Origin of the sequence: Rhodopseudomonas sp. AAP120 (assembly GCF_001295845.1) — a bacterium.
In the GTDB taxonomy this organism is placed as follows: Bacteria; Pseudomonadota; Alphaproteobacteria; order Rhizobiales; family Xanthobacteraceae; genus Rhodopseudomonas.
The window spans coordinates 1-20,210 of the sequence record NZ_LJIC01000062.1; the positions used below are offsets into that span (position 1 = coordinate 1).

Sequence of the window (20,210 nt, forward strand, 5' to 3'; positions counted from 1 at the left end):
ACCTCTCCCCGCGCGCGGGGAGAGGTCGGATTGCGTAGCAATCCGGGTGAGGGGGCGTTTCCGCGTGTCTGAGCATTTCGGGTGGCTCGCCTGATCGCCGATGGGTACGTAATAGGCGCTCGGCTGCGCGGAGGCGCCCCCTCATCCCAGCCTTCTCCCCGCGCGCGGGGAGAAGGAGCGCGCCGTGCGCGTAAAGCACTCGTGCTCGACATCAGGAGCTCCGATGCCTCTGCAAAACCGCGTCACGCCGTTCGGCGACATCGTCGCGGTGGCGGCGCGCGGGATGTTCACCGGCAATCGCGGCATCATCCATGATCCGGCGACGCGAACGCTGCTGAGCCGGCGCTGGTCCAATCCGGCGTGGATCACCTGCGTCTGCGATTTCGGCGGCCGCCGCCGCGCCGTGATGGCGACGCGGAGCTGGACCGAGCTGTTCTTCCTGGACGAAGCCACCGCGCTCGCCGCCGGCCATCGGCCCTGCTACTTCTGCCGCCGCGACGACGCGAGCCGCTTCGCCGCGGCGTGGGCGAGGGGCAATGGTCTCTCGCGCGCGACGGCTAAGGACATCGATGCGGCGCTGCATCGTGAGCGGCTCGACGGGCGAGCCAAGCGACTGCACCCGCTGCCGTGTGCGGTGAGCGAGTTGCCGGACGGCGCGATGGTGGCAGAACGGGATGACCCAGCGTCACCGGTTGCCGACAACGCCGCAACCCCGCAACAAGGCCCCTCATGCTATCTGATCACGCGCGGACGAGCGCTGGTGTGGTCGTTTGACGGCTATCAGCCCGTTGATGCCGACGCGCTCGAGAGCCAAGCAACGCAGTTCGTCCTACTCACACCTCCGTCGACGCTACGCGCCCTCAGCACCGGCTATCGACCCGTGCTGCATCCGACCGCGGGCACCGCCTAGCCACGTCATTCCGGGGCGCGCGCAGCGCGAGCCCGGAATCCATAACCCCAGTCGCCTGGAATTGTGCACAGCGCAGCAACGCAGTGCTCAACAACATCGTCCAGGGGATATGGATTCCGGGCTCGCCGCTGCGCGGCGCCCCGGAATGACAGGGAGAGGTCGGTGACGAAGGAGAGGCCAGTGATAAAACGGCGCTGGCGTCCGATTACTTGAACCGTGCCCTCGCTTGCGCCGCCCCGCTTACTTGAATCGCTCCCGCGCCAGCTCCGCACCGGCTCCCAGCGCCGCCAGCTTGGCTTCGGCGATATCCCGCCGCATCGGGGCCATGCCGCAATTCGTCGTCGCGACGATGTTGCTCTTGGGCACGTGCGCCATCACCGCTTCGATGGTGGCGCAGACGTCCTCGGCGGTCTCGACCTCGTCGCTGGCGACGTCGATCACGCCCGCCTGGACGATCTTGCCCTTGAGCAGCGACAGCAATTCCAGCGGCACCTTGGAGTTGCGGCACTCGACCGCGACCTGCTGGATCGCGCTGGCGTCGATCGCCGGGAAGATGTCCTCGTACTGCCGCCACTGATCGCCGAGCGTTTCCTTCCAGTCGGTGTTGGCCTTGATGCCGTAGCCGTAGCAGATGTGCACGGCGGTGGCGCAAGTGAGCCCCTGCGCGGCGCGCTCCAGCGCCTTGACGCCCCAATCGGCGGCCTCGCTCATGTAGACGTTGAACGCCGGCTCGTCGAACTGGATCATGTCGATGCCGTCGGCTTCGAGCGCCTTGGCTTCCTCGTTGAGCAGCTCGGCGAAGGCGAACGCCATCTTGACGCGGTCGCCGTAGTAACGATCGGCGATGGTGTCGATGATGGTCATCGGGCCGGGCAGGGTGAACTTGATCTTGTGCGTGGTATGCGCCCGCGCGATCTGGCCTTCGAAGCCGTGGACGCGGCCCTTCAGCCGCAGCGGCGCGACGACCTGCGGCACCATCGCTTTGTAGCGGTCGTTGCGGATGCCCATCTCGACCTTGTGGGTGAAGTCGATCCCCTCGACCGCCTCGAGAAAGCCGTGGACGAAATGCTGCCGCGCCTGCTCGCCTTCGGTGACGATATCGACCCCATAGTCTTCCTGCAGCTTCAGCGCCAGAATCGTCGCATCGCGTTTGGCGCGGGCGAGTTCCTCGCCGCTGGATTTCCACGGCGCCCACAGCTTGTTGGGCTCGGCGAGCCATTCGGGCTTCGGCAACGAGCCGGCGATCGTGGTCGGAAACAGCATCGGTCACTCCGCGGTTGAGGGGCGCCCTGTCTGCCACGTCGGCGCCTCGCCGTACAGCCGCCCGAGACCGAGGTGACAAGCCCGCCGGAGCCGGGCTAGGATCGGCGCAAACCCGTCAAGAGGATCCGAGGAGCCCGCATGATCGAGCTGTTTTACGCGCCGACCCCGAACGGCTGGAAGATTTCGATCATGCTGGAGGAATGCGGCCTGCCATACAAGGTGGTGCCGATGCAGCTCGGCCGTGGCGACCAGCACAAGCCGGATTATCTCAAGCTCTCCCCGAACGGCCGGATGCCGGCGATCGTCGATCACGCGCCGGCCGACGGCGGCGTGCCGCTCAGCGTGTTCGAGAGCGGCGCGATCCTAATCTATCTGGCGGAGAAGACCGGCAAGTTCATGCCTGCCGCGCCCCGGCCGCGCTTCGAAGTGATGCAGTGGGTGATGTGGCAGATGGCCGGGCTCGGCCCGATGCTCGGCCAGAACGGCCACTTCCTGCTGTACGCCCCGGAGAAGATCCCGTACGCCATCGATCGCTACACCCGCGAGGCCAAGCGGCTATACGGCGTGCTCGACGGACAGCTGGCTGGCGGAGAGTACATCGCCGGGGACTATTCGATCGCCGACATGGCGTGCTTCCCGTGGATCATGACCCACAAGGCGCAGGGGATCTCGCTCGATGAATTTCCGAATGTGAAGCGCTGGTACGCGCTGCTGCGCGACCGCCCCAAGCTGCAGGCCGGCCTCGCGCTCGGCAAGGAAGACCGCAAGCCGATGGACGAGCAGGCGCGCAAGCTGCTGTTCGGCGTCGATAAGCCGGCGCATGCGGATGCGAGCGCGCAGGGTGCGCAGCAGCAGTGAGGGAGAAGCGAGAGGACGCGCGCTCAGCTAGCGCCTATTCGGCCGACAGCGCATGCCCCACCATCACCGTCATCGCCCGGGTTGTCCGGGCGCCCCAGTATCGAAGAGCGTGTGCGGCGGACGTATGCGGTCCACACGAGCGCTTTGGAATACTGGGTCCCCCGCTTTCGCGGGGGATGACGGTTGGGGGCAGGGTGATGCCGTGCGCTACCCTCGGCGTTCGTTATTCCGGGGCGCGCGGCGAAGCTGCGCGAGCCCGGAATCCATACGCCGCAGCGCTGGCGTTGGAGCAGGGCCTCGGTGGCGCTTTGCTTGACCGAGAGCACAGGGGTTATGGATTCCGGGTTCGCGCTGCGCGCGCCCCGGAATGACGAACGAGAGGTTGATCGCGGACAGCGGGACCAAATCATCGCAAACAGCAGCTAACAACAACAGCTAACAACCACCAACAACAACCAAGAAAAGGAAACGCCGATGCTCGAGTTCTTCTTCGATTGCTCCAGTCCCTGGACCTATCTCGCCTTTCACAACATCCAGCCGCTGGCCAAGGAGATGGGCGAGGAGATCATCTGGAAGCCGATCCTGGTCGGAGGCATCTTCAATTCGGTCAATCCGAGCGTGTACGAGTCGCGCAAGACGCCGGTGCCGCTGAAGGCGCGCTACATGAAGAAGGATCTGGCGGATTGGGCGCGCTCGTCCAAGCTGGCGATCAAGATGCCGCCGAGCGTGTTTCCCGTGAACAGCGTCAAGGCGATGCGCGGCTGCCTGTGGCTGCTGCGCGATAAGCCGGACGCGATGGTGCCGTTCGCCACCGCGGTGTTCGAAGCCTATTGGGGCGATGATCAGGACATCTCCAAGGACGAGGTGCTGACCGCGATCTGCGCCAAATGCGGTCTCGATCCGCAGGCTCTCTTCGCCGGCATCGCCGAGCCGGCGATCAAGGATCAGCTCAAGGACAACACCGACGAAGTGATCGCGCGCGGTGGCTTCGGTTCGCCGACGATCTTCGTGGACAAGACGGACATGTATTTCGGCAACGATCGCCTGCCGCTCATCCGCGAGGCGCTGGTCCGCAGCAAAGCGGGTGCCGCCTGATGCCGAAGGTCGTGATCTGCCGCGAACTCGGGCCTCCCGAGGCGCTGCGGCTGGAGGAGGTCGAGCGCAGAGCATTGAAGCCGGGCGAGGTGCGGGTCGCGATCCGTGCCGCCGGCATCAACTTCCCCGACATCCTGATGTGCGCCGGCGAGTATCAGCTCAAGCCCGAGCTGCCGTTCATTCCCGGCATGGAAGCGGCGGGAGACGTGATCGAGCTGGGCGAGGGCGTCAGCAGCGCTAAGCTCGGTGATCGCGTCATCGTCAAGCTGCGGTTCGGCGCCTATGCGGAGGAAGTGGTGACGGCCGCGTCGCAGCTGACGCCGGCGCCGTCGACCTTCGACTACGCGGAAGCCGCCACGTATCTCGCCGGCCACGGCACCGCGTGGCATGGCCTGGTCGAGCGCGGAAATCTCAAGAAGGGCGAGGTGCTGCTGGTGCACGGCGCCGGCGGCGGCGTCGGGCTCGCGGCGGTCGAAGTCGGCAAATATCTCGGCGCGACGGTCATAGCGGCGGCCTCGAGCGAGGAGAAGCTCGCGGTCGCGCGTGCGCGCGGCGCCGATCACGGCGTGCTCTACAGCGCCGAGCCGTTCAAGGATGCGGTGAAGCGCATCACCGGTGGCCGCGGCGCCGACGTGGTGTTCGACCCGGTCGGCGGCGAAATCTTCGAGGACAGCGTGCGCTGTATCAACTGGGGCGCGCGGCTCCTGGTGATTGGCTTCACCGGCGGCATCGGGTTGGCGCGTACCAATCTGATCCTCATGAAGGGCGCCAGCGTGGTCGGCGTCCGCGCCGGCGAGGCGGTGCGGCGCGATCCTGCGCTCGGCGAGCAGCGCATGCTCACGCTGCTGGATCTCGCCGAAAAGGGCGTGCTGCGGCCGAATATCTCGCATCGCGTGCCGCTCACCGAATGGGCGCGCGGCATGCGGCTGCTGATCGACCGCAAGGCGATCGGCCGGGTCGCCCTGATCCCGTAAGCCGGAACTTTCAAGCCCGCGCCGGCGAAGATTTCGCTTGGCGCGGGTTTGTCAAATGTGGAATGTGCAGCGCAAAACAACGAGGATCGAATGGGCGCTGAAGTCGAACGCGACGCGTATATCAAGATGGTCGGCAGTGAGATCGGCGTGTCGGAATGGCACGTGCTGGATCAGAAGCGGATCGATACTTTCGCCGACTGCACCGAAGACTGGCAGTTCATCCATGTCGATCCGGAGCGCGCCGCGCGCGAGACGCCGTTCGGCTCGACGATTGCCCACGGCTTCCTGACGCTGTCGATGCTGAGCGTGTTCAGCTACGAGGCGCTGCCGAAGATCAAGGGCGTCACCATGGGCGTCAATTACGGCTTCGACCGGCTGCGCTTCATCTCGCCGGTGAAGGCGGGCATGCGGGTGCGCGGCCGTTTCATGCTGGCGGAAGCCACTTGGCGCAAGCCGGGCGAACTGCTGTCGCGCACCAGCGTCAATGTCGAGATCGAAGGCGAGAAGCGCTCGGCGCTGGTCGCTGATTGGCTCGGCCTGATCTACTTCGAACAATAAGCGGGGAAGCAAACACATGGCTATCAGGTTCGACGGACGCGTCGCTATCGTCACCGGCGCGGGCAATGGTCTGGGACGCGCGCATGCGCTCGGTCTCGCGGCGCTTGGCGCCAAAGTCGTCGTCAACGATTTCGGCGGCGCGCGCGACGGCACCGGCGGCTCGATGACCGCGGCCGAGACCGTGGTCGAAGAGATCAAGAAAGCCGGCGGCACCGCGATGGCCGACGGCGCCGACGTTTCGAACTACGAGCAGGTTCAGGCGATGGTCGCCAAGGCGACCAAGGAGTGGGGCAGCGTCGACCTCTTGGTCGCCAACGCCGGCATCCTGCGCGACAAGTCGTTTGCCAAGATGGAGCTCAGCGATTTCCAGAAGGTGATCGACGTGCATCTCGCCGGCACATTCTACTGCTGCAAGGCGGTGTGGGACGGCATGAAGGAGCGCAACTACGGCCGCATCGTGCTGACGACGTCGTCGTCGGGCATGTTCGGCAATTTCGGCCAGGCCAATTACGGCGCGGCGAAAGCCGGCATCGTCGGGCTGATGAACGTGCTGGCGCAGGAAGGCCGCAAGACCGACATCCGCGTCAACACCATCTCGCCGACCGCCGCGACCCGCATGACCGAAGAACTGCTGCCGCCGCAGGCGCTTAAGCTGATGAAGCCCGAGGCGATCACGCCGGCGGTGCTGTTCCTGCTCAGCGAAAACGCCCCGACCCGCACCACGCTGGGCGCCGGCGCCGGTTCGTTCGCGCAGATCAAGATCATCGAGACTGAAGGCGTCAACCTGCCGGAAAACGAGTGGACCCCCGACGGGATCGCGGCGCACTTCGCCGAGATCACCGACGACTCCAAGGCCCAGGCGCTCGAAGGCGCGTTCCAGCAGACGCAGAAGTACGTCGCGCAGGCCGCGGCGCGGCTTGGGATCAAGATGTAATGGCGAGGGCGGCGGCTGGTTAGGGCCGCTGCTCCCAATTGGTCATTCCGGGTTGCCGTGCGTCGCGAACCCGGAAGCGCTGAGTCGCAGAACTCCTCGAGATTCCGGTTCGCTCGCTAACGCGAGCGCCCCGGAACGACGAACGAGAAGACCATAGCCTCTCCACGCCTCATTCCGGGCGTGCGCAGCGCGAATGCGGAATCTCTGCGCTTGCCCCGGTTCGTGTATAAGCGCCGGATGATTTGCAGCGCAGGCCGCCGTGGCTGACATCCTCGATATCGACGCCGCCGTGATCGGCGCCGGCCCGGCCGGGCTGATGGCGGCCGAGCAACTCGCCAGCGCGGGCGTGCGGGTTGTCGTCTTCGACGGCATGGCCGCGCCGGCGCGCAAGTTTCTGCTGGCGGGGCGCGGTGGCCTCAATCTCACCCACAGCGAGCCGCTGCCGGAATTTCTCGCGCGCTACGGCGCCGCGCAGGCGCGGCTCGCACCGGCGATCGAAGCCTTCCCGCCCGACGCGTTGCGGCGCTGGGCCGATGAGCTCGGCCAACCGACCTTCGTCGGCTCCAGCGGCCGTGTATTTCCGATCGCGATGAAAGCCTCGCCGCTGTTGCGCGCCTGGCTGCGCCGGCTGGATGCGCAGGGCGTGCAGCTGCGGCTGCGGCATCGCTGGCGCGGCTGGGACGAGCAGGGTCGGCTGTGCTTCGACACCGCCACGGGAGCCATCAGAATCGCGGCGCGCGTGACCGTGCTGGCGCTCGGCGGCGCGAGCTGGCCTCGGCTCGGCTCCGACGGCGGTTGGGTGCCGCTGCTCGCTGCCAAGGGCGTGGCGATCGTGCCACTGCGCCCCGCGAACTGCGGCTTCATCGCCAAGTGGTCGGCGCTGTTCGCGGACAAATATCAGGGCGCTCCGCTGAAAAACATCGCGCTGAGCTTCGGCGATCGCACCGTGCGTGGCGAGGCAGTGATCACGCGCGATGGCATCGAAGGCGGCGCGATCTATGCGCTGTCGGCGCCGCTGCGCGATGCGATCCTGGCTACCGGCGAGGCGCGGCTACTCATCGCGCTGCGGCCGGATCTGGCGGTCGACGACCTCGCGGCGCGGCTGGCCAAGCCTAAGGGCAAGCAGTCGCTGTCGACGTATTTGCGCAAGGCGGCGGGACTGACGCCCGTGGGCGTTGGCCTGCTGTATGAGGCGGCGCTGGCGGAGGGCCGCGCACTCGCGACGCTTTCGCCGGGCGGATTGGCTGCGCTGATCAACGCCGTCCCGCTGCGTCTCACCGGCGTCGCGCCGATCGCCCGCGCCATTTCCAGCGCCGGCGGCATCGCGCTGGACGAGATCGACGACGCCTACATGCTGCACAGACTCCCCGGCGTGTTCGCCGCCGGCGAGATGCTCGACTGGGAAGCGCCGACCGGCGGCTATCTGCTGACGGCATGTTTCGCGACGGGTGTCGCGGCAGGGCGGGGCGCGGCGAAGTATCTCGGGCGCTGACTCTCCGTCATTGCGAGGAGCGAAGCGACGAAGCAATCCAGGGCACCCTGCACGGCGCTTCTGGATTGCTTCGCTTCGCTCGCAATGACGTGGCGAGGCTTTGATTATTTCGCTGGCGCATTGTTTGAGGCAGACTCACGCGCTCTCGATCTCTTCGCGCAGCATTTCCAGTTCGAGCCAGCGGTGCTCGGCCGCTTGGTGCTCGTCGTGCGCCTTGGCGAGGGCGGCGGAGATCTTGTCGAACTTGGCGCGGTCCTTGGCGTAGAGTTGCGGGTCGTCGAGCTCGGCCTGCAGCTTGGCGATCTCGGCTTCGAGCTTGGCGATGGTCTTGGGCAAGGTCTCCAGCGCGTGCTTGTCGTTGAAGCTCATCTTGCGCTTCGGTGCAGGCGCGGCGGCGGGCGTGGAGGTTGCCTTGGCCGAAGTGACGTCTGCGCTTGCCGCCGCCTTGGCCGGCTGCCGCGTCAGATCCGCGCCGCGCTGTGCCAGCATGTCGGAATAGCCGCCGGCATATTCAATCCACTTGCCGTCACCCTCGGGCGCGATCACCGAGGTGACGACGCGGTCGAGGAAGTCGCGGTCGTGGCTGATCAGGATCACGGTGCCCTCGTAATCGCCGAGCATCTCTTCGAGCACGTCGAGGGTTTCGAGGTCGAGATCGTTGGTCGGTTCGTCCAGCACCAGCAGGTTCGACGGCTTGGCCAGCGCGCGGGCCAGCATCAGCCGGCCGCGCTCGCCGCCGGACAGCGCTTCGAGCGGCGTGCGGGCCTGCTCCTGCTTGAACAAGAAGTCCTTCATGTAGCCGATGACGTGGCGCGGCTTGCCGCCGACCATCACCTGATCGCCGCGGCCGCCGGTGAGCGCTTCGGCGAGCGACGTCCGGGCGTCGAGGCTGTCGCGGTGCTGATCGAGGGTGGCGACTTCCAGATTGGTGCCGAGTCGGATGCTGCCGCTGTCGGGCGGCAGCGCGCCGGTCAGGATGCTGATCAGCGTGGTCTTACCGGCGCCGTTGGGGCCGACGATGCCGATGCGGTCGCCGCGATTGATGCGGATCGAGAAATTGTCGACGATGGCGCGCTCGCCCCACGCCTTGCTGATGCCCTTGGCCTCGATCACCAGCTTGCCGGACTTGTCGGCCTCCGCCGCGGCGAGATTGGCACTGCCTGTCGGCCCACGATAGTCGCGGCGCTGCGCGCGCAGCTCGTGCAGGCCGGCGAGGCGCTTGACGTTGCGCTTGCGGCGGCCGGAGACGCCGTAGCGCAGCCAGTGCTCTTCCATCACGATCTTGCGGTCGAGCTTGTGCTGATCGCGCTCTTCCTCGGCCAGCACCTCGTCGCGCCAAGCCTCGAATTGCGAGAAGCCGCGGTCGATCTGGCGGATCACGCCGCGATCGAGCCACGCGGTCGAGCGCGACAGATTGCCGAGGAAGCGGCGGTCGTGGCTGATCATCACGATTGCGCTCTTGCGCTGCGCCAGATCGCTTTCCAGCCATTCGATGGTGGTGAGGTCGAGATGGTTGGTCGGCTCGTCGATCAGGAGGATGTCCGGATCAGGCGCCAGCATCCGTGCCAGCGCGGCGCGGCGTGCCTCGCCACCGGAGAGATTCGCCGGATCCTCGTCGCCATGCAGGCCGAGCTGCTCGAGCAGATACGCGGCCTGATAGTGCTCGTCGCCGGGCGCGAGGCCGGCTTCGACATAGGCCAGCGTGGTCTTGAAGCCGTCGAAATCCGGCTCCTGCGGCAGATAGCGGATGGTGGCGCCGGGCTGCACGAAGCGGCTGCCGCGGTCCGGCTCGATCAGGCCGGCGACAATCTTCAGCAGCGTCGATTTGCCGGAACCGTTGCGGCCGATCAGGCAGAGGCGATCGCCGGCCGAAACGCTGAGTTCGACGCCGTCGAACAGCGGCGCGCCGCCGAAGGTCAGCGCGATGTCTTTGAGTTGGATCAGCGGCGGCGCCATGCAGGGTCCATCAAGTCGAAGCGCGGCGACGCGCGATCCGGCGGATCGCGCTGTCGAGCGCCGAGAGAAAGGTCGAGCGGTCGCGTGGGGTGAAGCCGCGCGGGCCGCCGGTGATTTCGCCGCTGGAGCGCAGATCGGTCATCAGATTGCGTACCGCCAGCGTCATGCCGATCGATTCCTCGGTGAACGGCTTGCCGTTCGGCGCGATCACCGCGGCGCCGGCCTTGACGCAGCGGCTGGCCAGCGGAATGTCGGCGGTGACGACGATGTCGCCGGGCTGAACCCGCTCGGCAATCCAGTCGTCCGCCGCGTCCATGCCGGAACCCGCGGCAACCCGCTCGATCAAGGGATGCTGCGGCACGCGAATGAAGCCGCCGGCGACGACGCTGACCGGCAGGCCGTGGCGCTCCGCGACCTTGTAGATCTCGTCCTTCACCGGGCAGGCGTCGGCGTCGACATAGATGCGGGTGGCGGTTTCGGTCATTCGCTCTCGGTGCAAGGGGCGGCAAGGGCGCTTTACGCCCGCGGCGGCGCTGGCGTAGCATCGCCGGGCACGATCGCCAACAAGATCGAACAAACCGGGAGAATCCATGGCCGCTCCGTTCGAGCCCTGGCGCGTCCGCGCCTTCAACACCGCCACGAAGTCCGAAAACAAGATGCACGACGACACCGTGGCGCGGCGCTACGGCTTCACCGGCGGTCTGGTCCCGGGCGTCGAGGTGATGGCCTATATGATGCACCTGCCGGTGGCGCGCTGGGGCCGCGACTTCCTGGAACGCGGGCTGATCGAGGCGCGGTTCGTCAAGCCGGTCTATGACGGCGAGATCGCCACCGTGACGGGCGAGCCGCAGGGCGACGGCGTCGCGCTGCAGGTCGAGAGCCGCGGAGAGCTGTGCGCCACCGGTCAGGCGTCGCTGCCGGCGCGGGCGCCGGCGGTCGATCTCGCCGCCTATCCGGACACGCCGGTGGTGGCAACGCGCCCGCCGGTCAGCCCCGAGGCGTTTCCGGAGGGCCACTGGTTCGGCACGGCGCCGACGAGCTGGGGCGGCGACAAGCTGCGTGAGTATCTGGGCGAGATCCGCGAGACCGATCCGATCTATCGTGAGCACAATCTGGTGCATCCCGGCACGCTGCAGCGGATCATGAACCGGGTCTGCGCCGACAATGTCGTGCTGGAGCCGTGGATCCACGTCGGCTCCAAGATGCAGCTGCTGGCCGCCGCGACCGGCGACGACGTGCTGACCGCCCGCGCCAAGGTGACGGCCAATTACGACAAGAAGGGCCACCGCTTCGCCGAGTTCGACGCGCTGATCGTCGCCAATGGCACGACGCCGGTGGCGCATTGCCATCACGTGGCGATCTTCCTGCCGCGGCAGCAGGCCGCCGCGTAGTTCGCGGTTATTCCGCCGCGCGGTTGCGCGGCCGCGGCTGCGACGTTCTGCCCTCGCGCGGTTCGCGCGCGGGCGGTCAGAATGCACGCGGGTCAATCAAGGACGAGGGGAGGGCGGCAGCACCAGCAGATCCGCGAGGCCGGCGACAAGGCCGAACCAAACAAATCAAAAAAGACTTCCGGAGGAAACATGCATTTCATTCGACGTGCGGCGGCAGCGGTGACGCTGGCTGCGCCGCTGCTGCTCGGCGTATCCGCTTTTGCGCAGCAACAAAGCCCGCTCAAGATCGGCCTGCTCAGCGATTTCCAGTCGGTGTATTCCGACATCGGCGGCCAGGGCAATCAGGAAGCCGCCAAGATGGCGATCGAGGAGATGGGCGGCACGATGTTCGGCCAGCCGATCGAATTCGTCTCCGCCGACGTTCAGAACAAGCCGGACATCGCCGCCTCGCTGGCGCGCAAATGGTACGAGAACGAAGGCGTCGACATGATCGTCGATCTGCCGACCTCGGCCACTGCGCTGGCTGCGATGGAGATGTCGAAGAAGTTCGAGAAGATCATGATCGTCACCGACGCGGCGTCGTCGGACATCACCGGCAAATCGTGCTCGCCTTACACCGCGCACTGGACCTACGACACCTATTCCAACGCCCACACCGTCGGCTCGGCGATCGTCAAGAACGGCGGCGATACCTGGTTCTTCATCACCGCCGACTATCTGTTCGGTCATTCGATCGAGCGTGACACCGGCGAGGTGGTGAAGGCCAATGGCGGCACGATCGTCGGCAGCGCGCGGCACCCGCTCAACAATGCCGACTTCTCGTCGTTCCTGCTGCAGGCGCAGTCGTCCAAGGCCAAGATCATCGGCATGGCCAATGGCGGCGGCGACACCATCAACACCATCAAGCAGGCCGCCGAATTCGGCATCGTCGCCGGCGGCCAGAAGCTCGCCGGCATCGTGATGTTCATCTCGGACATCCACAGCCTCGGGCTGAAAATGGCCAACGGTCTGATCATCACCGAGGCCTACTACTGGGACCTCAACGACCGCACCCGCGCGTTCGGCAAGAAGTATTTCGAGCGGATGAAGCGGATGCCGACGATGAACCAGGCCGCGACCTACAGCGCGACGCTGCATTATCTGAAAGCCGTGAAGGCGGCCGGCACCAAGGACACCAAGACGGTGCTGGCGAAAATGCGCGAAATGCCGGTGCGCGACGCCTTCACCGACAACGGCTATCTGCGCGAGGACGGCCGCATGGTGCATTCGATGTTCCTGTTCGAGGTAAAGAAGCCCGAGGAGTCGAAAGCGCCGTGGGATTACTACAAGGTGCTCGCCGAAGTCCCCGGCGATCAGGCGTTCCGTCCGCTGAAGGATGGGGGATGTCCGCTGGTGAAGGCGGAGTAATCGCTGCGGCGGCCGTTGTGAGTCGACGTCTCACCCCACCGACAAGTGTCATCGCCGGGCTTGACCCGGCGATCCATCCTCTTCGCGAAGCCGTTCTCTTCGCAAAGCCGTTAGCGGCGCGCTTCGCGCGCGATGGATGCGCGGGTCAAGCCCGCGCATGACGATCAGTGGGTGGGGATGCACACCACGGCTGGCGACGCGTCGGTGCCACAACTCACAGCCGTCGTCCCCCGCGTATGCGGGGGACCCAGTATTCCAGGGCGTGGGTGGCGGAGCAGAGCGGGTGCAGCGTGCGCTGCTGGGCTGCATCGCGAGCTCTCTGCAATACTGGGTCGCCTGGTCAAGCCGGGCGATGACCGGCGGTGGGTGGGGCGAGCCACTGCTGCCAGCAAAGCATCCGCCAAGACAGCGCTCTCTCAGCCTGCATCGTCTAAGACAGCATCGTCTAAAACAGCTCCCACGTCTTACGCCGCCGCGCTTCTCTTCGCCTCCCTGATCGCGCGCCAGATCTTTTCCGACGTCAGCGGCATGTCGAGCGATTTGACGCCGACGTCTTTCAGCGCGTCGAGCACGGCGTTGACGACGCTGCCGAGCGAGCCGGCGCAGCCGGCTTCGCCGCAGCCTTTGGTGCCGAGCGGGTTGGCGGGCGTCGGCACCGGGTGGTCGCCGACGTTCATCATCGGGATGTCGCCGGCGCGCGGCAGCGCGTAGTCCTGCAGCGAGCCGGTGATCGGCTGGCCGCTGGCGTCGTAGCTCATCTTCTCCATCAGCGCCTGGCCGATGCCCTGGGCGACGCCGCCGTGCAGCTGGCCGGCGACGATCATCGGGTTGATCACCGTGCCGAAATCATTGACCGCGGTGTAACGCACCACTTGCGTCACGCCGGTGTCGGGATCGACCTCGACCTCGGCGACGTGGCAGCCGTTGGGGAAGGCGGAGGGTGGGCCCTGCGTGGTGTGGTCGACGTCGAGCGACGACGGCACGCCGTCCGGCAGCTTGGCCTCGCGCAGCCGCTGCGCCAGCTCCATGATGTCGATGCTGCGGTCGGTGCCGGCGACGGTGAAGCGGCCGGCGTTGAACTCGATGTCGGCCTCGGCGGTTTCGAGCAGATGCGACGCCGCGGTCTTGCCCTTGGCGATCACCTGCTGCGAGGCTTCGACGATCGCCTGGCCGCTGGCGGTGATCGAGCGGGAGCCGCCGGTGCCGTTGCCGGTGTGGACCACATCGCTGTCGCCCTGTTCCAGCCTCACGGCCTCGAACGGCACGCCGAGCTGCGCGCTCAGCACCTGCGCGAACGGCGTGGCGTGGCCCTGGCCGTAGTCGAGCGTGCCGGTGATCAGCCGCACCGTGCCATCCGCTTCGAACACGATCTTGCCGAGCTCGGGGCTCGGCGGCGCTGTGACTTCGAGATAGGAGCCGACCGCGATGCCGCGCAGCTTGCCGCGCTTGCGGCTGTCCTTCTTGCGCTGCGCGAAGCCGGCGTAGTCGGCGCGCTCCAGCGCGTCGGCGAACACGCCGGCGAAGTCGCCGGAATCGTAGGTGACGCCCGAGCAGGCGGTGAACGGCAGCTGCGCCGGCTTGATGAAATTGCGCTTGCGCAGCGTCAGCCGGTCAATCCCGATCTCATCGGCGGCGCGGTCGATCAACCGCTCGAGGAAGTAGTTGGCCTCGGGCCGGCCGGCACCGCGATAAGCGCCCATCGGCGTGACGTTGGTGACGACGCACTTGATGTCGACGCTGAGCAGCGGCGTGCGATAGACGCTGCCGATGTTCTTGCCGGTGTTGAGCGACAGCGGCAGCGGCGCGACGCCGGTGATGTAGGCGCCGAGATTGCCGGTGCCGCTGAGCCGGATGGCGAGGAAATGTCCGGCGGCATCGAGCGCCAGCTCGGCGCGGATCTGCTGGCCGCGGCCGTGGCTGTCGGACAGGAAGGCGCTGGACCGTTCGTCGGTCCATTTCACCGGCCGGCCAAGCGCCTTGGCGGCGTGCAGGATGCAGATGTATTCCGGATAGGAGATGTTCTTCATCCCGAACGAGCCGCCGACCTGTCCGGTCAGCACGCGCACCTTGTCGTTCGGCACGCCGAGCAGCTTCGCTAGCGTGTTGCGATTGCCGGACACGCCCTGGGTCGGCAGCTGGATGGTGTAGCGCTCGGTCTTGCTGTCGTAGGAGGCGAGGCCGACGCGCGGCTCCATCGGCACCGCGGCGACGCGGGTATTCTCGATATCGAGCACGGTGACGTGCGCGGCCGACGCAAAGGCGGCGTTCACCGCCTCGGTGTCGCCGAAGTGATAATCGAGCGCGACGTTGTTGGGGATGTGGTCGTAGAGCTGCGGCGCGCCGGGCTGCATCGCGGCCTCCGCGTCCGTGACGGCGTCGAGCGGCTCGATGTCGAGTTCGACCGCTTCGGCGGCGTCGCGCGCCTGCGCCAGCGTGTCGGCGACCACGAACGCAACCGGATCGCCGACGAAGCGCACCTTGTCGGTGGTAAGCGCGAGGCGATTGGTCTGCAGCAGCGGCGTGCCGTCGCGGCTCTTCAGCGGCAGGCCACTGGTAAAGGGGGCATAATAATTGGCGGCGGCGAGATCCGCGCCGGTGTAGACGCCACGCACGCCCGGCATCGCCCGTGCCGCCTCGGTGCCGAGGCCGCGGATCACGCCATGCGCGTGCGGGCTGCGGACCATCACGGCGGTGAGCTGGCCGGGCAGGCTGCAATCGTCGGTGTAGCGGCCCTTGCCGCGCACTAGCGTGTCGTCCTCCTTGCGCAGCACCGGCTGGCCGACGCCGAATTTTTGCAGTGCAATGGAGGTGTCGAGCGACGCGTTCGAAGTGTGGTCCTGCATCCGGTCCGTTCCAGCACGTGAGGGGCGCGGACGGCCGCAGGGCGCAGCAAATGTCCGCGAGGGCTTGGCGAGGGGGGCAATAGGCTCCAAATAAGCCGGCAGCGGCGGCCCGACAACGCACGATCCGGAATGCGGGCCGTGCGGTGGGTTGCGCCACAGCGGGGCGCTGCTAAACTTTCCGTGAAACGTGATCACGACGTCGGCCGGACGGCCACGAAAGACCGAATTGATGGACGAGGAGACGCGGCTCCGCGGCGGCGCAGTGCCGGGCGAGGACCCGCAGCACGCGCATGCGGCGATGGTCGAGGACGAGCACGACGGGGTGGTGCCTCACGGCGCCATCTATGCGGCGCTCGATCTCGGCACGAATAATTGCCGCCTGTTGATCGCACGGCCGGCTGGCGACAGCTTCCGGGTCGTCGACTCGTTCTCCCGGATCATCCGGCTGGGCGAGGGCGTCTCCGCGACCGGGCGGATCAGCGACGCCGCGATCACCCGGGCGATTTCGGCGCTGGCGATCTGCCGGGACAAGCTCCGGCAGCGCCACGTCACGCGGCAGCGGCTGATCGCCACCGAGGCCTGCCGGGCCGCCACGAATGCCGACGAGTTTTGTGACAAGGTCGCGCATGCCACCGGCATCCGGCTGGAAATCATCGATCGCGAGACCGAGGCGCGGCTGGCCGCGACCGGCGTGTCGCCGCTGGTCGACACCGCCGGCCGCGGTGCGATTCTGTTCGATATCGGCGGCGGCTCCAGCGAATTGGTGCGGCTGGCGCGCGATCCGGCACGGCCGGACCAGCCACCGACAATCCGTGCCTGGATGTCGATTCCGCTCGGCGTCGTCACGCTCGCCGAACAGTTCGGTGGCAAGGTCGTGACCCCGGGCAGCTACGCGGCGATGGTGGCGGAAGTCGCCAAGCACGTCGCGCCGTTCGCCGCCGCCCATGGCGACGATCTGGAGGGGCTGCATCTGCTCGGCACCTCGGGCACGGTGACGACGCTGGCCGGACTGCATCTCGACCTGATCCGCTACGACCGCCGCCGCGTCGACGGCATCTGGATGGACGATGCGGAACTGACCACGACGATCGAGCGGCTGCGCAGCATGACCTATCACGATCGCGCCCAGAACCATTGCATCGGCACCGAGCGGGCCGACCTGGTACTGGCCGGCTGCGCCATCCTCGACGCCGTGCGCGCCGCATTCCCGCTGCCCCGCCTGCGCGTCGCCGACCGCGGCCTGCGCGAGGGCATGCTGGTCGAGATGATGCAGGCGGATGGGGTGCTGGGAGGCTAAGCTTCAATTCAGCGCACGACCTCTCCCCGTCATTGCGAGCGAAGCGAAGCAATCCAGCGCCGTGCATTGAGCCTCTGGATTGCTTCGCTTCGCTCGCAATGACGGAGGAAGCGGTTCCGCGCTGGTTTTTCGGCGCTCATCTGCTAAGCAACGCGGGTTCACCACGCACAGACAGGGCCATGGCCAAAGACACCACCGGACGGATGCGCGTCACCGTCAAGAGCGCCGGCAGGATGAAGCTGTCGTCGAAGCTCTGGCTCGAGCGCCAGCTCAACGATCCGTATGTGGCGCAGGCCAAGCGCGACGGCTATCGCTCGCGCGCCGCCTACAAGCTGCTCGAGATCGACGACAAGTATCACCTGCTCAAGCCCGGTCTCGCGGTGGTCGATCTCGGCGCCGCGCCCGGCGGCTGGAGCCAGATCGCCGCCAAACGCACGCGCGCCGAAGAGGGCCGCGGCAAGGTGATCGCGATCGACCTGCTGGAAATGGGCGAAATCCCGGGCGTGACCTTCGCGCAGCTCGACTTCCTCGACAATGCCGCGCCCGACAAGCTTCGAGAGATGCTCGGCGGCGGTGCCGACGTGGTGATGAGCGATATGGCGGCCAACACCACCGGCCATCGCAAGACCGATCAACTGCGCATCGTCGGCCTGGTCGAAAGCGCGGCGCTGTTCGCCAGCGAGGTGCTGAAGCCGGGCGGCACGTTCCTGGCCAAGGTGTTTCAGAGCGGCGCCGACGCGACGCTGATGGCGCAGCTCAAGCAGGACTTCGCGAGCGTCAAGCACGTCAAGCCGGCTGCCAGCCGCAAGGATTCCTCGGAGCGCTACGTGCTGGCAATGGGCTTTCGCGGCACGCCGCCCGCCCCGCCGGAGTGAGGCTGCGGCGCTGCATATTTGCAGTCCGAGCTGCGAGCTAGTTGCACCGATTGTGGTCGAGTTTCGGACTATTTGTTGCGCTCGGTATCAATTTACAGAGGCGATTTCGCAGACTCTCCTAGGCTCGCCCGCTGGGCTGAGAAACGCGAGGGGCCTGCGGATGGATATTCTGACCCCGATGTGCCGGGCATGTGGTGTCGATCGTGAACTCGTCGAGGTGGAGCACGCCAATGCCAGCTTCGACGTACCGCATTTCCGTTGCCCGATTTGCGCCGACGTGCTGCGGCTCGCAGTTCGACACGACGAGTCCGGGGACGGCGACTTCGACGCTGTCAGGTAGCCGCTACCCCAGCCGCTGATCGCGGGCGTCCTGGGTCTCTTCGCTGGCCTTCTTCGTCGCGGCGCCGGCGACGCCTTTCTTGCTCGAGATCTCGATCGCCTTGCGCCCGGAAATCTCGCTGCCTGCATCGTCCGGCATTCGCCAGAACGAGAACGCCGACAGCGCCGTCAGCACCGCGACGACGACGAAAGCTGGCGCAAAATCGTCGGCGCCGAGCGCCGGCGAATGACGCAGCGCCATGGTGGCTTCGACCGAGAACGCCCCGACCGCGACGCCGGCCGAGATCGCGAGCTGCTGGCCGACGCTGACCAGCGTGGTGGCGCGGCTCATCTGCGGCGTCTGCACCTCCGCATAGGCCACCGTGTTGATCGCGGTGAATTGCAGCGAGCGGAAGAAGCCGCCGACCAGCAGGATGATCATGATCAGCAGCAGCGGTGTCGCCGGGGTGAACAGCGCGCAGGCGGCCAGGAAGACCGAACTGACCAGCGCGTTGATGGTCATGATCCGGCGGAATCCGAAGGTGCGGATGATCCGCGCCGCCAGCGGCTTCATGCCCATCGCCCCGGCCGAGGAGGCGAAGGTGACGAGACCGGATTGGAACGGCGTCAGGCCGAAGCCGATCTGCATCAACAGCGGCAGCAGGAACGGCAGCGCGCCGATGCCGAGCCGGAACAGGAAGCCCCCGGTCAGCGAGGCGCGCAGCGTCGTCAGCCGCATCAGCGAGAAGTCGAGCACCGGCGAGGCGGTGCGGCGGGCGTGGCGCAGATACAGCAGCATCGAGCCGCAGCCGACCACGATCAGCGCGGTGACGACCGGCCAGGGCAGCAGGCCGAGACCCGCAACCGACAAGCCGAATGCGATGCCGGCGAGGCCGACGCCGGCCAGCACCAGACCGGTGACATCGAGCCGCTCCGGATTGTCGCTGCGGATCGGATCGATGTAGCGCTGCGCAAAGAAGATGCCGGCGAGCCCGATCGGGATGTTGATCAGGAAGATCCAGTGCCAGGAGAAATAGGTGGTGATGAAGCCGCCGAGCGGCGGCCCGATCACCGGGCCGATCAGCGCCGGCACCGTCATCCAGGCCATCGCGCCGACCAGCGCCGCCTTATCGATCGAGCGCAGCAGCACCAATCGCCCGACCGGCGTCATCATCGCGCCGCCGAGCCCCTGCAGAATGCGGGCGGCGACGAAGTCGTTGATCGAATGCGCCAGCGCGCAGCCGATCGAGCCCACCATGAACACCGCGATCGCCGCGGAGAAGACGGTGCGGGCGCCGAACCGGTCGGCGGCCCAGCCGGATGCCGGAATGAACACCGCCAGAGACAGCAGGTACGACGTGATCGCCAGCTTCAGCGTCAGCGGCGAGGTGCCGATATCCGCCGCGATCGCCGGCAGCGAGGTCGCGATCACGGTGGCGTCCATGTTTTCCATGAACAGCGCGGCGGCCACGATCAGCGGGATCAGTCGTTCTTTTTGCATGCCGGATGAGGTCGGAGGAGGGTGGTCGGGCTGTAGCACCGGGTTCAGCCGGTGGCCATCTTGGAAGGCGCGCGGACAGCTAAATCCTGCGTGACTGGCGCGTTCCCCTGGACGGCCCGCGCAGCGGCTGGCGTCGCCGCACAGCGGGTTTTGTGATAAGCTGCCGTCATGCACGTTGCCCTCCGCCCCCCTTCCGATTTTCTCGCCAAGCTCGAGCGGAAGCATTTCTGGTGGGAGCCGATCGGCGAGGCGCCGCGTTCCGCGAGCCGGATCGTGGCGCAGGCGATGAGCTACGCGAACTTCGCCGAAATCCGCCAGCTCGAGATCGTGCTCGGCCCGGATGTGCTGACCGACGTGATGCTGGAGGCGCAGCCGGGCTGGATCGATCCGCGGTCCTGGGAGCTTTGGCGCGGCCGGCTGCAGCGCGCGACCGGCCGGCCGATCCCCGAGGAGCCGCCGCAAAGGATGTTCGATGCGGACGACCCTTGAGCCTCGGTTGAAACCCCTGATCTGACGCCACTTTCCGGTTCGCTCGCGG

The 20,210-nt window shown here is 66.9% G+C and carries 18 protein-coding genes; 13 read left to right on the plus strand and 5 right to left on the minus strand.

Annotated features, from left to right (window positions below):
* Nucleotides 1-223: 223 nt before the first annotated feature.
* On the plus strand, nt 224-910 hold the full coding sequence (locus IP86_RS11115) for a hypothetical protein (RefSeq protein ID WP_054162592.1): 687 nt from the start codon (nt 224-226) through the stop codon (nt 908-910).
* A 240-nt stretch (nt 911-1,150) separates the two neighbouring features.
* Here the strand turns inward: IP86_RS11115 and IP86_RS11120 are convergent, their stop codons facing one another.
* Nucleotides 1,151-2,173, minus strand: coding sequence for a methionine synthase (locus tag IP86_RS11120; protein WP_054162593.1), 1,023 nt, complete (start codon nt 2,171-2,173; stop codon nt 1,151-1,153).
* A 138-nt stretch (nt 2,174-2,311) separates the two neighbouring features.
* Here IP86_RS11120 and IP86_RS11125 point away from each other — a divergent pair, with 138 nt between their 5' ends.
* The 6 genes from IP86_RS11125 to IP86_RS11150 all read left to right on the plus strand — a co-directional run bounded on the left by IP86_RS11125 (nt 2,312) and on the right by IP86_RS11150 (nt 8,084).
* Entirely contained in the window at nt 2,312-3,031 is a 720-nt protein-coding gene (locus IP86_RS11125; RefSeq protein ID WP_054162594.1) for a glutathione S-transferase N-terminal domain-containing protein, read from the plus strand.
* 474 nt (nt 3,032-3,505) lie between these two features.
* A complete protein-coding gene (locus tag IP86_RS11130) occupies nt 3,506-4,126 on the plus strand; it encodes a 2-hydroxychromene-2-carboxylate isomerase (protein ID WP_054162595.1) in 621 nt (206 codons plus the stop codon).
* A complete protein-coding gene (locus IP86_RS11135; protein ID WP_054162596.1) occupies nt 4,126-5,100 on the plus strand; it encodes an NADPH:quinone oxidoreductase family protein in 975 nt (324 codons plus the stop codon). Before IP86_RS11130 ends, IP86_RS11135 begins: the two co-directional genes overlap by 1 nt.
* 90 nt (nt 5,101-5,190) lie before the next feature.
* Nucleotides 5,191-5,658 carry a MaoC family dehydratase gene (locus tag IP86_RS11140; protein WP_054162597.1) on the plus strand — a complete coding sequence of 156 codons (468 nt, stop codon included), beginning with the start codon at nt 5,191-5,193 and terminating at the stop codon, nt 5,656-5,658.
* Between the two features lie 16 nt (nt 5,659-5,674).
* Nucleotides 5,675-6,592 (plus strand): SDR family NAD(P)-dependent oxidoreductase, encoded by a 918-nt coding sequence (locus IP86_RS11145; protein ID WP_054162598.1) that lies wholly within the window; start codon nt 5,675-5,677, stop codon nt 6,590-6,592.
* A gap of 259 nt (nt 6,593-6,851) precedes the next feature.
* Nucleotides 6,852-8,084 (plus strand): BaiN/RdsA family NAD(P)/FAD-dependent oxidoreductase, encoded by a 1,233-nt coding sequence (locus IP86_RS11150; protein ID WP_054162599.1) that lies wholly within the window; start codon nt 6,852-6,854, stop codon nt 8,082-8,084.
* 135 nt (nt 8,085-8,219) lie between these two features.
* Here the strand turns inward: IP86_RS11150 and IP86_RS11155 are convergent, their stop codons facing one another.
* Together IP86_RS11155 and IP86_RS11160 are read right to left on the minus strand one after the other, a co-directional pair.
* The gene (locus IP86_RS11155; protein ID WP_054162600.1) at nt 8,220-10,040 is read right to left on the minus strand and encodes an ABC-F family ATP-binding cassette domain-containing protein; all 1,821 of its coding nucleotides are present in this window, start codon (nt 10,038-10,040) and stop codon (nt 8,220-8,222) included.
* Nucleotides 10,041-10,050: 10 nt separating this feature from the next.
* On the minus strand, nt 10,051-10,524 hold the full coding sequence (locus tag IP86_RS11160; RefSeq protein ID WP_054162601.1) for a YaiI/YqxD family protein: 474 nt from the start codon (nt 10,522-10,524) through the stop codon (nt 10,051-10,053).
* Nucleotides 10,525-10,630: 106 nt separating this feature from the next.
* Between IP86_RS11160 and IP86_RS11165 the strand changes: the two genes are divergently transcribed.
* Nucleotides 10,631-11,431, plus strand: a complete 801-nt coding sequence (locus IP86_RS11165; RefSeq protein ID WP_054162602.1) for a hypothetical protein — start codon at nt 10,631-10,633, stop codon at nt 11,429-11,431.
* 189 nt (nt 11,432-11,620) lie between these two features.
* The gene (locus IP86_RS11170) at nt 11,621-12,838 is read left to right on the plus strand and encodes an ABC transporter substrate-binding protein (protein WP_054162603.1); all 1,218 of its coding nucleotides are present in this window, start codon (nt 11,621-11,623) and stop codon (nt 12,836-12,838) included.
* Between the two features lie 464 nt (nt 12,839-13,302).
* Here IP86_RS11170 and IP86_RS11175 read toward each other — a convergent pair whose 3' ends face one another.
* The gene (locus IP86_RS11175; protein WP_054162604.1) at nt 13,303-15,681 is read right to left on the minus strand and encodes a xanthine dehydrogenase family protein molybdopterin-binding subunit; all 2,379 of its coding nucleotides are present in this window, start codon (nt 15,679-15,681) and stop codon (nt 13,303-13,305) included.
* A gap of 229 nt (nt 15,682-15,910) precedes the next feature.
* Between IP86_RS11175 and IP86_RS11180 the strand changes: the two genes are divergently transcribed.
* The 3 genes from IP86_RS11180 (at nt 15,911) to IP86_RS11190 (ending at nt 18,193) form a co-directional block, all read left to right on the plus strand.
* Nucleotides 15,911-16,978, plus strand: a complete 1,068-nt coding sequence (locus tag IP86_RS11180; RefSeq protein WP_054162605.1) for a Ppx/GppA phosphatase family protein — start codon at nt 15,911-15,913, stop codon at nt 16,976-16,978.
* 179 nt (nt 16,979-17,157) lie between these two features.
* On the plus strand, nt 17,158-17,853 hold the full coding sequence (locus IP86_RS11185; protein ID WP_054162606.1) for an RlmE family RNA methyltransferase: 696 nt from the start codon (nt 17,158-17,160) through the stop codon (nt 17,851-17,853).
* A 160-nt stretch (nt 17,854-18,013) separates the two neighbouring features.
* The gene (locus IP86_RS11190; RefSeq protein WP_054162607.1) at nt 18,014-18,193 is read left to right on the plus strand and encodes a hypothetical protein; all 180 of its coding nucleotides are present in this window, start codon (nt 18,014-18,016) and stop codon (nt 18,191-18,193) included.
* Nucleotides 18,194-18,196: 3 nt separating this feature from the next.
* Here the strand turns inward: IP86_RS11190 and IP86_RS11195 are convergent, their stop codons facing one another.
* Nucleotides 18,197-19,672, minus strand: a complete 1,476-nt coding sequence (locus tag IP86_RS11195) for an MFS transporter (protein ID WP_054162608.1) — start codon at nt 19,670-19,672, stop codon at nt 18,197-18,199.
* Nucleotides 19,673-19,840: 168 nt separating this feature from the next.
* On the opposite strand from IP86_RS11195, the gene IP86_RS11200 reads away from it, so the two are divergent.
* Nucleotides 19,841-20,161 carry a hypothetical protein gene (locus IP86_RS11200; RefSeq protein WP_054162609.1) on the plus strand — a complete coding sequence of 107 codons (321 nt, stop codon included), beginning with the start codon at nt 19,841-19,843 and terminating at the stop codon, nt 20,159-20,161.
* The last annotated feature ends 49 nt before the right edge of the window (nt 20,162-20,210 follow it).